This is a genomic window from Legionella bononiensis (genome assembly GCF_016786215.1).
Classification (GTDB): Bacteria; Pseudomonadota; Gammaproteobacteria; order Legionellales; family Legionellaceae; genus Legionella; species Legionella bononiensis.
Window position 1 is genome coordinate 1 of sequence record NZ_JADOBG010000018.1, and the last position, 13,095, is coordinate 13,095.

Consider the following 13,095-nt stretch of genomic DNA (forward strand, 5'->3'; position numbering starts at 1 on the left):
ACTTTGGGTTCAACTTTGGGTTCAACTTTGGGTTCAACTTTGGGTTCAACTTTGGGTTCAACTTTGGGTTCAACTTTGGGTTCAACTTTGGGCTCAACTCTTGGCTCAATTCTGGGCTCAACTTTGGGCTCAACTCTGTGCTCAAATCTGGGTTCAAATCTTGCCTCAACCCTTGGTTCAAACTTTGGCTCAGGTCTTATCAAAACTCCTGGGTTATAGGAATACAATTTTGCCAAATGGTCTTCTACACGCCCTAAACGTAAATTTAATTGTTGCGACGCCGCTGGATAGGTTTCTGGGGCTGATTGAACTTTTCTACACATCGCTTCAATAATGTCACGCATTTTATAGTGAGAACCGTCACCAAATAGATATTCAGGGTATTCTGCGAATACTAATGACTCAAGATGGGCTCGATCTGTCATCATGTGACCAAACCATTCGTCTAACAAAAGGTGATTATCTAAAAAGTGATCTATCAAAGCATCCAGAGTTCTGTATTGATTTGGAATTGCGCTATATACTGGATAATGAGTCTGTATAGCGCCTGAATAACAATCCCAAGCGTGTTTTTGTTCTCGAAAAAATGTATTGACTGCAACCTTATTGGGGCTGTCTGTACATCCCAATGTACCTGTCATCCACCAATGAGCTTGATCAATCATTGAGGTGTTTGCGTAATTGGGCACATGGATTACTTCGCCTCGTTGTATATCATTTAATGATAATAAATAATTTTTGATTGCGTGCCATCGTGCACCAAAACTCGCTTTCCAGACTGGCTCAGATGGGGTTTGAGCAAAACGAGCACTTAGCCCCAATACTTCCGCTATTGCTTGCAAACCGGGCAATGTATTTTCTAGAAATCTTCGTTCTCTATCATTTGCCAATGCTAATCTCTTGCTACCTGCGTTAGGATCGGCAATATGTATACCATAATCAGCGTTTTCAGTTCCTAAACGTAAATAGTCAGTACTACCAGCCATTGGTAAGCCAAATTTTAGAATGGAGCCAAAAGTTACAGAAATTCCTTCACTGTCTATCCTTGGATAGATGGATGAATGAAGTTCGCCCAGATGATTTTCTGCGGCAATGATTTTTTGTATTAATCCAGGTGATACACATATTCTCTTAAATTCCGGGCTTCTAAAAAACGAAAGCATGATTGCATCTCGTCCAGAAAATCCGATATTCCCGAAAGGAGCTCTCCATTTTGCTGACGCCTCTTGCATAAGAGCTACTTCATATGGGGTGAAGTTGGGTTTTGGATATAATCTTGAAAAATGAATTTTCATTTCATCAATAATACACTGCAAATTTGACATTTATTTGACTCCATTTTTGATTAATTTAAAAACAAAAACAACAATTGTTTTGCAAACATCATAAATGGTGGTGATTAAAGAGATATTAATTTGGAATATGAATTAAAGTAGGGGGGCAACGAATTGTGTATAGGGCCTTAATGTAATAATTCATTTCACTGTACTGATGCCTGTCTGATGGTCATTAATTCCTGGTGTAATACTTGGTACAAACTAGTTGTTGTGGCTTTATCTCTGTATGTGGTTCACTATTTAACCATTTTGATAATCCATATTGTTAATAATAGATACAGTCCTAAATACTCCTCTTTTGTGTTATGTAAGCACCTTACCTAGTAATAAAAATAAATAATTAGTTTAAAATGTGTGTAATTATGGTACAATAATCGTTTGATCTGAACATATTGTTTTGGTTGTTGATATGCCCCAAGAAGCTGCTAAAAGACGTTTGGAACGTGAACTTAATAAATTAAAACTGAATATTCCTTCATCTGTTTTTCAATACGATTTGAATCGTGCGCAGGCAATTGAGTATTTAAAAAATAATAAATCCGTACCGTTTATATTTCGCAAATCAAGCATCCCAGGATATTTTGCTTTTGATATTCCCAGTGAAGACAGACAAAGTTTTACCCATATATTAGTTTTACCACCTGATTTAGATGGTGAGGAATTTAAATTATACAATTATGAAAATAAGAACTTTACTGAAACAGGTTCGTTAAGTCGTTATTTTGAGCGCGCCTGGGATGAGCTACACAATAGAATGAGATCGGCTGATGAAATCCGTTGGAATCAGTTCAAGCTTTCAAATGAACTTGCTCATAATGGAACAATTGTTGTACTGAGTACACAAAGCCTGGATAAGAAAAAAATCGCGTTAACAGCGAAGGAAGTACAGAGTCATGCACAGCAAAATCCGGGTTTACAAAAATCAGGCGATGGGCATACAGGATTTGCAATGGCAGCGGTTTCAAACGCTCCATTTGCAGTTTTACGATCACAGGAAAATCGCGAAGAAGCAAATAATAAATTAAAGGATCATATTGGTGATAATGGATTAATAGTTGTAACTGGGCATGGCAGTCAAGTGGGTAATGCAGTGAGTGGAACCTACATCAACATTGACTTTCAGCAAGAGACCCGACCGGATGATGAAAAAATAGAACGTAGTCCACACGATATAGTCAGTTCAGCAATGGAGTCTGGACTAAAAAGTGGTAACAGCGTAACTATTTTGCTCTGTATTTGTTATGGCGCTTTAGACAGTCACCGGAATGGTACTAGTTTTGCTCATAAATTAGTGCGTGAGTTCGCAAAGCAAGGAATAAGCACAACAATATTAGCTACCGATCAACCATTCATTCGTTTTGGGGCAAATGTAATCATTGATAATAAAATCACATTTAATGAACGAGTAGGGATGGCCGCAAAGGACGTACATTTTATTACTGCCAAGGTTCATGGTCCTGATTCTAATCCTGTAATTACAGTATTTAAGCCCAATGAGAGCATTCAACTATCAAGCAAAGGTATTGAGTTCAAAAATCCCAATCAACTTCTGCTTGATCAACATCTTCAACAAAAGAAGGTTGAAGAACAACGTCTGCAAAAGCTTGCAGAAGAACAGCTGCGCATCCAAAAACAAATTGAAGAAGAACAACGTCTGCAGAAATTGGCTGATCAACAGCAATTGCAAAATCACTCTGAAGATCTTTTGGTCACAGGGCACGAAGAATCAAAAGTGAAGAAACCCATTGAGAATAAAGGTGATCAACAAAGGAATAGAACTACGACTCGAGAAAAATCGCCGCAAGAAAGAAGCTTTAATAAGCAACTTAAATTGCTCCTCAATAAAGGAAGTGATTTTAAATTACGTCGAGATAGAGTAGATCAAATACAGCATAAGGGGACATTCCATGCTCTGAATGAAGCTTATAACGCGGTACTAAAACTTCATCAGGCTTTAAAAACAGATGGAGATGTGTATTTTGCCAATCCCACAACGGAAACTTATTCGATTTTTAAAGCGAATTGCGATCGTCATATCAAGGAAGCGCATAAAATACTGGATGTGCACAGAGGTTGGTCTGAATTTTTGATCAATCTGGCAATTGGGATTATTACTGCGGGATTGGGTCTTATTGTAAAAGGGGGGATCAACCTGGCGTTTAATAGATCCTTCTTTTATGTACATCAAACAGATTCTTCAAAACAACTGGACGAAATAGAAGGATGGATAAAGCAAGCAACGCCATAAACTGAGCTTACCGTATCAAGACCAGCACTGTTCAGGGTTTAACAGTGCTGTATCCTTTATGCAAGTATTAATACTGAGTTTGATTAAGGTTGATACACTTCTTGCTGGATTCCGCCAACCACCCATTCTTTGCTGTTGGTAAATTGATAAAAATGCCAGATTTCGTCAAGAGGCGCGATTGCTTCATCGTTTTCTTTTATTGATCCAGTAAACCGAACACTGGCAATAGTAGACAGTGTTTGTTTGGATACATCCAGTAATTCAGCATTCAAATTTATAACTTCAGTTTTATTGGGCTCATCACCGCGCTCATCAATCTGCATTTTAATTTCAGCGAAGACTTCAGGAGTCGTAAAGGTTTGAATATCCTGGAGATTTTTTGTGTCGTATGCAGCTTGAAGACGTATAAAATTCACTTTGGCATTACGTAAAAAGCTTTCTGAAACAAAGTCGACTGCATTAGAGCTGAAATGAGTGCTGTTACTACTGCTGCTGTCTGAATTAGGTTGAGCAAATTGATTAAATGAATTGTGTCTGAATGCATTCGATTGGGAGGATTGAAGTCCTGGCTGCATTCTTCTGCGTAAATAACTTACTGCAAAAAAGATCACTGAACCAAGAATTAACCAGGTCATTAACCCATTCGCCAGACCATTACCCATGAACAGACTGGCCAAAAGTCCACCAACCAAAAGTCCACCTAACATACCACCCCATTTGCTTCTATTGGTTTTTTGTCCCATTGATGCAGTATTTTGTGGTTTATGTGATGAAAACAGGCTGCTTTGTGACCGTTGCACACCAAAACTTCTTCCGCCGCCAAAGCGTTTTGCAGACGCTTCATTAATGACCAGACCAAAAGACAGTAATGCAATTAATAAACATGAAAGGAAATTACGCATTTTAGTACACCCTATTGTAGTTTGAGATGTCATTATATCTGAACACAAAGAAACTTGCTCGTGATCTGTTGTCACCCTATTTTTATAATTGCAATTCAATAGCTGAGATTGAATAATCAGCTATTTTTTGAATCGGGAACATACCAAAAGAAGAACTTGAAGCTGCAACTGGTGGAGAGTATGGTCGATAATTTTCAGGAGACGCATAATATTGTGCAATTTCAGTAAATAATCTTTGATTCAAATGGTCTTGTTTCGGTTGTGATAAAAGTGTTTCTAATCCAAAATTTAATTTTTTTAAATGGACTAAATTAATACCTTTAAGCAGTAGTTTATTAAGATCTCCTATTAGTTTTTGATCAGTCATTAAGTGAGTTAACACCTGTTCAATTACTTGATAGGTTCCATATCGATGAAGTCTATCAATAAAATGCAGCAGCTTTTCTATGGCACATAAATAAATGAATAAGTTCTTTAAAAGAAACTCATCCAAAATAGAATAGTGCTCGATTTGTGCTTTGAACTGATTGAAACAGTGCTCATAAATATCGTTATGTTGTTTTAGCGGATGATCGCTGTTTGAAAAAACCACGTGTAAATTAAATAAAAGGAATAGTATATGTGTTTTTTGAATAAGATGGGAAACGTCATGATCGTCTTGAATGCGCAGTGTTCGAATCGATTCATTGAGGGCGTCCATACTGTAAGGGGATTGTTTTAATGATGGGTATTGTACGAACAGGGATCTAAGGTGTAGTTGATTTTCAGAAATCCTGGCTAATTGAGTTGCTAAAGTACTTCGTGCTGCAAAATATGGGGAGAGATCCCTTGTTCCTGCTTCACTAAGCTGGTGTTCATTGAAATAGTGAATCCACTCTTCTGTTTTTTTTTGCCATTGGTCATTCCAATGTCTCGTTGTTTTGTATTTACTAAGAATCTCGGCGATTTGCTCTAAACAATGAAATTGCGCGTTAACCTGTTCAACCCAAACAGATAATTTTTTGCCTCGCTCCGCAGGTTCCATGACGAAACACGAATCAAGAGTTGCTTTTAGTGTTTGAATGATTGGAGAAATAGTGGGTTCAAGGTTCAAATTTAAAATTATTGCCGTATTTTTGATTAACTTGCTGAACTTAATACAAAACTGCTCCTGTTCGATAGTGAGTTGAAGTGGGAATTCATTAAGAATATGTGTAAATAAAGTAAACCATTCTGCGGGCAGCTTATGCTTATTGTGAGACAGTGATTTTTTAACTGGTTTTAGACATTCATGATGTCGGGATATTAAACGGACACAGGCATTATCATCGCACTCATCAATTAAATTGAATCGTAGAAGATTCAAAATATAGTGACTGCTAATTTTTATGTGATCTGGAATAGTTAATAAGGATTTAAATCGTTCCAGCTCCTCTGCTGAAGCCCTGGCTAGAAGTGCATGGTGTCTGGATATCCAGGACATTAGTGTTGCGGTAGGTTTATTTCCCAAGAACACTTGCTCACCGATAGTATAATCCAGATTTTCTTCCAAACTGCTTTTTAACATTTCAGCGGTAACGGGAGGCAGTGAAGCAGGATGTAATTCACAAACGTCGTGTACTGCTTTGGATTGATGAGCTAAAAGTGCTTCTTGAAAACTGGTTAATACTTCGTCCAATGAAGGCATTTCATCAGAATTTGAACCTAGTATCCGTTCAAATAGTTCCTGTAGTTTTGTTCGAATAGGCGCATCCAGAATCATGGAGTAGAATAATCCATGAAAATTGGGGTGTTCAATATCTTTGGCTAAAGCTGAAATACTTTTAAGGTTATATCTGTAGCTTGCGCCAGCGAGGGTAAATATTATCATATAAAGTGCATACAAATCCGTTTGAGAAGAATAGGTGATTGGTTGATGGTTTTGTATTGCTTTAAACATGAGGCGATCTAATACCATCAAGTTACCTCTGGGACGTTCTGTTGTGTAGTGCTCCCCTGGTAATGCCTTAGCTAATCCCATGTCGATGACGGTAATAATCCAATTGTGATCCTTGTATTCAGCCAGGATGTTTTGCGGTTTCAGATCACGGTGAACAATACGCTTGCCTGCATGTTTCCCGGAGCGGATTATTTCTTGCATTTGTTGCGGTACTTGTTCCAGTAATGCGCAGGCCAGTTTTAAAAATGATTCAGCATCCAGTTTATTAAAATAAGACTGGAGAGGTAAACCGGGCGCGCGATTCATGTGAAGATAAGACGATGATGAACCGTGTACCAAACGGTAATAAGCACCTAACCGCGGCATATTACTGGCTAAATAGTGTTCTCTATAAGCCGCTCGAATGGAATAATTTGGCTTGTCTGCTTTATCTGTTGGTTCTTCAGGATCGAAAAAAATAAGTTTAACAACATAGTTACCCGTAGTATCAAAAACAGGTTGTCCGTTGTTAAAAATAATGGATTGAATGACCGGGAGAATACAACCGTAATGACCTTTTGATTCAAAAGTAAGTTCAATCACATCAAGTCGTATCGGGGGAGCATCAGAGAGCATCAATGGATCAGCAACAAATTGTATCACACCATGCGTTAAGACGTATTTTATGGGTTCGCCATCGATATTGGGCAGGATATAGACTTCGTAAGGAATTAAATGTCCCGGATTTTCTCCATGAATTGAGCGCATCAATTCAACCGTGAGATTCATATTTTTTTCGAGAGTTGGATTAATAATTTGTAGGGTATTGGGCATAATTCTCTTCGTTACCGATGTCTAATAAAAATCAATAGTGGGCAATATTGTACCACAAGTAGAGGATTTCAGAATGTTTTGTTTTAAAGGTACATAGCGTATGTGAATCTTGAATGTATTGATAAGTTTAGCTCGTAATCACACGCTAATACAGTCAAAATTGAGGATCGCCAGGTTGGGTTTCCCTCTGATTTTTAATTATTCTGTGGAGCTTGCCTTCCTATAATTGGTTGCATTTAGTTTTGCTCTTGATATGATGCTAGAGAGTTAACTATAGGGATATAATTTATGAATAAATTGATTAATTTAGCTGTTTTGTCGTTATCTACTTCATTGGCTTTTGCCAGTCAGGTGAATCTCAAAGGAGAGGTTGAAGTTAATATCACTCCTAAAAATCTTAGCGGTGTTTCTAAAACTCTGAAATTCAAACTTCCACAGTATGAATTATCCGCGAATGCCAAATCTTATTTGCATGATCAATTATCTCAATATCCCAAAAATGCTGTATCTACGGCTTCTTTTGCGTCTGAATTACCCAGAAAAGTAAATGTAGGGATGCAATTAACTCCAGTTCTGGATCAAGGATATCATGGCAGCTGTGTGACATTCGCAGTCACTGCGGCACTGGATGCTACTTTGGGTGCCGGTGACTATATCAGTCAATTATGCAGTCTTGAATTAGGCAGTTATTTAGCTATTCATGATAAGGCTCAAGCCAGTGGTTGGAATGGTTCTTATGGATCATGGGTTCTGCAGCAAATTTCTGATTACGGCATTATTAGCAAAAATTATCAAAAACTTAACGGTTGTGCGGGCGTTAGAGACTATCCACTGCAAGAAGAAAACAATGAAGGCAAGCCAATGTCTGATAGTGAGTTTCTATCCCATAGTATTCCTGTGTCCAATGTAATCAGTTGGGAAGCGTTATTACAGGACGAAGAAGCATTTTCTGCTAAAGCAGATATGAATGAGATTGTTTTTCAAATTAAAGAAGAACTGGCTAAAGGCAATCGTCTGACTGTTGGCATGTTGTTAGATGTCTATGTGGGCGATGCAGGAGCTGTTGGTACTAACCGTGCTTACAACGACACCTGGATGTTGACTCCTGAAATTGTGATGGATGCAATGAATGGAAACATTTATGCTGGTCACGAACTCGTTATCACTGGATATGATGATGATCTGGAAGTAACTGATAATGAAGGTCATGTGAATCGTGGTGTGTTTACTTTGCGTAACTCCTGGTCCAAATTAGCAGGAGATCAAGGCGATTATTACGTTACTTATGATTACGTCAAGTTCCTTGCTTTGGAAGTAATGGCAGTTCGTTTGAAAGGTAAAACGGCATAGAGTGCAAGTCAGTTAGAATAATAGACCTTCCGTTAAGGACTGTCTCTTAATCACATCTCTGTGGAATTTTCGCGGGATGACTGGCGTTTTTGCAGATTTCTCTAACTCGTTCCCCTCTCCACTACGCGTATCGTGGGGGAGAGGGGGATTAAAACTGTCGAAACAGCGACTTCTTAAATCAAGGCAGATAATAGAATGGATTAGGTAATTTAAATCCCTTCTCTGCGTAGCCACCACGAATATCACTGAATTGATCACCAATAGACGCAATAATCGTATACCCTTGATTTGTTATTGTTTCTCTTGCCTTTGATTTAAAAGGGATGATTGAAGGGTATGGGTAATTATTGGGACGCAGATAGAGACCTGACCATTTTTTATAACCTGCGTTAATAAGATTCTTTCTTGTGGCATCACGCTCCGATTCATGACGACCGGTTACGAAAAATACTTTAATATTGTGTTTTAAGGCAGTGTTATACAGATCTAACATCGGTTTTATTACAACAGCATTTGCAGCCATAATTTCTTGATGTATCTCTTCTTTGGTGCCAACAAAATTACGTTTAACCATTTTGTCATAATTGGACAGACTGGTTTCATCAATATCAAGAACCAGCGCCAGCTTTTTGGATGATTTATCGTGTTTATGAATTTTAGCCTGGTCAATAATGTATTGTTGCGCTTGCTTTATTTTGTTTTCCAGATCTTTGTAATAGAGGCCTGTGTCGTAGTAATTTATTATTTCTTTTCTGACCAGACTCAGATTAGGGGGCTCTGAACATAGAGGTGTTGAAATCAACAGGGTAAGACATAGGGTAATTAATAATTTTGGCAATACATTGAACTGTTGTTTCATTGTCCATCCATAAATTTACAGAATGGTGCATTATATAATGATAATACTGTTTGTCAATTGCTCATGTTGACTTTCGTTGTGGCAATTATTGTCATTCCATCGGTTCTAAAATAGTCATACTCTCCATCCTAAGTTATAATGGTCAATAATTTATTATTTTTGCAATCACCATGCATTTGAAGCAACTAAAATTAGCTGGTTTTAAATCTTTTGTAGACCCTACTGTAGTTCATTTTCCCAGCCAGCTTGTGGCAGTAGTGGGTCCTAATGGCTGTGGAAAATCTAATATAATCGATGCGGTACGTTGGGTCATGGGAGAGAGTTCAGCAAAAAATTTGCGTGGTGAATCCATGATCGATGTTATTTTCAATGGATCGTCTAATCGTAAATCTGTAGGTCAGGCTTCCGTCGAGTTGGTTTTTGATAACAGCCTGGGGCGTTTAACAGGACCATTTGCCAGTTATGGAGAGATTGCTGTAAAGCGGATTGTAACCCGTGATGGTGATTCATCTTATTATTTAAATGGCAGCAGATGCCGACGGAAGGATATTACCGATATTTTTCTGGGTACTGGAGCTGGCGCAAAAGGATATTCGATTATCGGTCAGGGAACAATTTCTCGATTGATTGAGGCAAAACCTGAAGAGTTAAGAGCCTTTCTTGAAGAAGCGGCAGGCGTATCAAAATATAAAGAACGACGGCGCGAAACCTTGCAGCGTATAGAACATACGCGTGAGAATTTGACGCGAGTCGCGGACATCAGAGAAGAACTGGATAAACAATTACAACGTTTGGAACGTCAGGCTAAATCAGCTGAGCGTTATACTGTGCTTAAAGAAGAAGAACAATTATGCCGGGCTGAAATACTGGCGCTCAGATGGCATGAATTAACTGAGCAACAGTTAATAAAACAACGTGAATTGCATGATTGGGCCGTCCGTTATGAAGAACAGCAAAGTGTGTTAACCGGATCAAATAAAGAACGAACTCTGTTAAATGAACAATTACATGATGCAACGGAACAATCACAACAGATTCAGGAAACCTTTTACCAATTAGGTACAGAGATAGCTCGTCTCGAAGAAACCATACAGCAGAAAGAGCGAGATAAAAAACGTCTTGAACAGGACCGACAACAAATGCAGGAGGATTGGCAAATTGCTGAAGGCCAAATAAAACGAGATAAGGAAGAATTACTTAATTGCCAGCAAAGCGCACAGAATCTCGAGATTGATTTACACCGACTGAAGAGTGAATTTAAAGAAAAGGACATGCAACGGCAGAATGCCCAACAGCAGCAAAAGCAATGGGAACTTCGTTGGCAGGAAGTACAAACACATACTAATACTATAAAAAGTGAATTGAAGGTAACACAAATCAATTTGCAGCATTTAGAACAAAGACGTCATCAAACCCAGATCAGACTGGAAAAGCTGGATTCAGAACGCAATTCAATTTCCCTTGAGAACTTGCAGGAAAGTAAACTCGATTTGGAACAGAAACAAATAAAATTGAAAGAAACTCAATTGTTTGATGAAGACCAATTAAGATTGGGTAATGAACTAATCAATCAACACCGTATTCAGCTGCAGGAAACAGAACAGCAATTGCATCAATTGCAGGATGAATTTCATCGTTTAAATAGTGAGCATGCTGCTTTAATTGCGACGCAAAAAGCAGCAAGACAAGCCAATAGGACGAATAAGGAAGGCATTAAGGCGTGGGCAGATAAATCCAGATTAATGGATATTCTCCAGGTTGAACCCCAATGGCAATCCGTTTGCGAAATGGTATTGGGAGAAGCTTTGCACGCTTATGTTTTAGAGGATTTTGAGGAAGTATGGCCTCAGTGGTCGGAGTGTGCCAGTTTGGGAGAAAGTATCGTAACCCTGAACGCTGCACCGGGTAATCAAAGCACACATCCACGACTGTCTGATAAAATTAAAGGAACGGTTCCGGCCACACTCAATAATCTGCAGCATATTTATACTGCCCAGCATTTGGATGAAGCGAGAAATTGGTTGCCGGATTTGTTGGATCATGAGTCTGTAGTGACCGTGAATGGATTTTGGCTAGGGAAAGGTTGGGTCAAGCTGGTCAATCCTGGGGAGCAGGATGACATGGGGCTGCTTGCTCGACAGCAAAGGATTGCTGAGCTGACATTAATTGTTGAAGAATTACAGCAAAAAATTGAATCCATTCGGTTGCTTCGCGATCAGAGTCATGCACAGTTACAACAGAGTTTAAATTATCTGGAAATTTATCAGTTAAATCTGAATGCCAGCAATGAAGCCTTAAGATTAAATATCTCTGCATTAACAGGAAACGAACAGGCGATACAACATGCTGAACGACTTATGGCCAATATTGCTGCGGAAAATGATGAGTTACTGGCCTTAGTTGAAGATTTGGCAGCAGAACAATTAGAACTAAACGAACAATTAAATCGTTTGGAAAATCAATATAAAGAAGCGGAGCAACAACAACTTCAGGTTATCGAAGAAAAACAAGCCTGGCTGGATTCCGTGACCGAACAGAACAAGCTTGTTGATGAGTTGCGCAGAATTCTGCATCAGACCGAATTGGAATACGATAGAGAAATTACAAAAATTCAACAGGTTACAGATCGCATCAATCGAGAACAAGAGCGTCTTGATGTTTTGCAGGAACGATTGGAACATTTAGCCATGCTTTGTTTGCAATCAGCAGAACCCGATGCCGTATTGCAAGAACAATTGGCTGAGTATTTAATGAAACATGGTGAGGTCGAATCGCAATTAACTTCAAGCCGGGAGCGTTTGGCACACATCAGAATGGAATTGGAAGCTCTGGAAAAATTAACAATCAATCATGATCTGGAGGTAAAACGGATACAGGATGTCATAGGACAAACCCGAATGGATGAACAGGCTCTATCTGTTCGTGCCAGTTCGGTTCAGGAGTCGCTTGATGAGTTAGGTTTACAGGCTCAGACTCTATTGGAGCAAATTCCCTCCGGAACGACTCAAAGTATGCGTGAAGATGAGTTAATTGCTATTACTGAGCGGATTAAACGGCTCGGAGCAATTAATCTGGCTGCGATCGAAGAGTTTGCTACCGAGCAGCAGAGAAAACTTTATCTGGATGAGCAACATGACGATTTAAGTCAGGCTTTGGCTACTTTGGAAACGGCCATTGAAAAAATGGATAAAGAAACGCGTTTACGTCTTGAAAATACTTTTGATGAGGTGAATACTTCTTTTAAAGCTCTTTTTCCTCGATTATTTGGAGGTGGAAGGGCGCAGCTTGAATTAACTTGTGATAATCTGTTGGAAGCGGGCATAATCGTAATGGCTCAACCACCAGGAAAACGAAACAGTACGATTCATTTGTTATCCGGTGGCGAGAAAGCGATGACTGCTGTTGCATTGGTGTTTGCGATTTTTCAGCTGAATCCTTCACCATTTTGTATGTTAGATGAAGTGGATGCACCATTAGATGACGTAAATGTGGGGCGATTTTGCGATTTAGTGAAAGAGATGTCACAATTCGTACAATTCTTGTTTATTACACATAATAAGGTAACTATGGAATTGGCAGATCATTTAATTGGGGTGACTATGCGTGAGCCTGGGGTGTCGCGTTTGGTTGCGGTAGACGTGAAAAACGCTTTGACTATGGAGTAAATC

7 protein-coding genes are annotated in these 13,095 nt (G+C 38.9%); 3 read left to right on the forward strand and 4 right to left on the reverse strand.

Annotated features, from left to right (window positions below; translation table 11 throughout):
• A partial coding sequence (locus IZU94_RS11240; RefSeq protein WP_203110678.1) for a procyclic acidic repetitive family protein occupies positions 1-1,325 on the reverse strand: 1,325 nt, incomplete at its 3' end.
• A 421-nt stretch (positions 1,326-1,746) separates the two neighbouring features.
• Between IZU94_RS11240 and IZU94_RS11245 the strand changes: the two genes are divergently transcribed.
• On the forward strand, positions 1,747-3,585 hold the full coding sequence (locus IZU94_RS11245; RefSeq protein WP_203110680.1) for a hypothetical protein: 1,839 nt from the start codon (positions 1,747-1,749) through the stop codon (positions 3,583-3,585).
• 83 nt (positions 3,586-3,668) lie between these two features.
• Here IZU94_RS11245 and IZU94_RS11250 read toward each other — a convergent pair whose 3' ends face one another.
• On the reverse strand, positions 3,669-4,487 hold the full coding sequence (locus tag IZU94_RS11250) for a Tim44 domain-containing protein (protein ID WP_203110682.1): 819 nt from the start codon (positions 4,485-4,487) through the stop codon (positions 3,669-3,671).
• An 82-nt stretch (positions 4,488-4,569) separates the two neighbouring features.
• Complete coding sequence (locus IZU94_RS11255; RefSeq protein WP_203110684.1) at positions 4,570-7,218, reverse strand: protein kinase domain-containing protein; 2,649 nt, start codon at positions 7,216-7,218, stop codon at positions 4,570-4,572.
• 288 nt (positions 7,219-7,506) lie between these two features.
• On the opposite strand from IZU94_RS11255, the gene IZU94_RS11260 reads away from it, so the two are divergent.
• Entirely contained in the window at positions 7,507-8,568 is a 1,062-nt protein-coding gene (locus IZU94_RS11260) for a C1 family peptidase (protein WP_203110686.1), read from the forward strand.
• A gap of 178 nt (positions 8,569-8,746) precedes the next feature.
• On the opposite strand, the gene IZU94_RS11265 is transcribed toward IZU94_RS11260, so the two are convergent.
• Complete coding sequence (locus IZU94_RS11265) at positions 8,747-9,427, reverse strand: HAD family acid phosphatase (RefSeq protein ID WP_203110688.1); 681 nt, start codon at positions 9,425-9,427, stop codon at positions 8,747-8,749.
• A 170-nt stretch (positions 9,428-9,597) separates the two neighbouring features.
• Here IZU94_RS11265 and smc point away from each other — a divergent pair, with 170 nt between their 5' ends.
• The gene (gene smc, locus IZU94_RS11270) at positions 9,598-13,092 is read left to right on the forward strand and encodes a chromosome segregation protein SMC (protein WP_203110690.1); all 3,495 of its coding nucleotides are present in this window, start codon (positions 9,598-9,600) and stop codon (positions 13,090-13,092) included.
• The last annotated feature ends 3 nt before the right edge of the window (positions 13,093-13,095 follow it).

Coding starts and splice junctions, on each gene's coding strand:
- IZU94_RS11245 (WP_203110680.1), top strand. CDS start 1,747: ATGCCCCAAGAAGCTGCTAAAAGACGTTTGGAACGTGAACTTAATAAA.
- IZU94_RS11250 (WP_203110682.1), bottom strand. CDS start 4,487: ATGCGTAATTTCCTTTCATGTTTATTAATTGCATTACTGTCTTTTGGT.
- IZU94_RS11255 (WP_203110684.1), bottom strand. CDS start 7,218: ATGCCCAATACCCTACAAATTATTAATCCAACTCTCGAAAAAAATATG.
- IZU94_RS11260 (WP_203110686.1), top strand. CDS start 7,507: ATGAATAAATTGATTAATTTAGCTGTTTTGTCGTTATCTACTTCATTG.
- IZU94_RS11265 (WP_203110688.1), bottom strand. CDS start 9,427: ATGAAACAACAGTTCAATGTATTGCCAAAATTATTAATTACCCTATGT.
- smc (WP_203110690.1), top strand. CDS start 9,598: ATGCATTTGAAGCAACTAAAATTAGCTGGTTTTAAATCTTTTGTAGAC.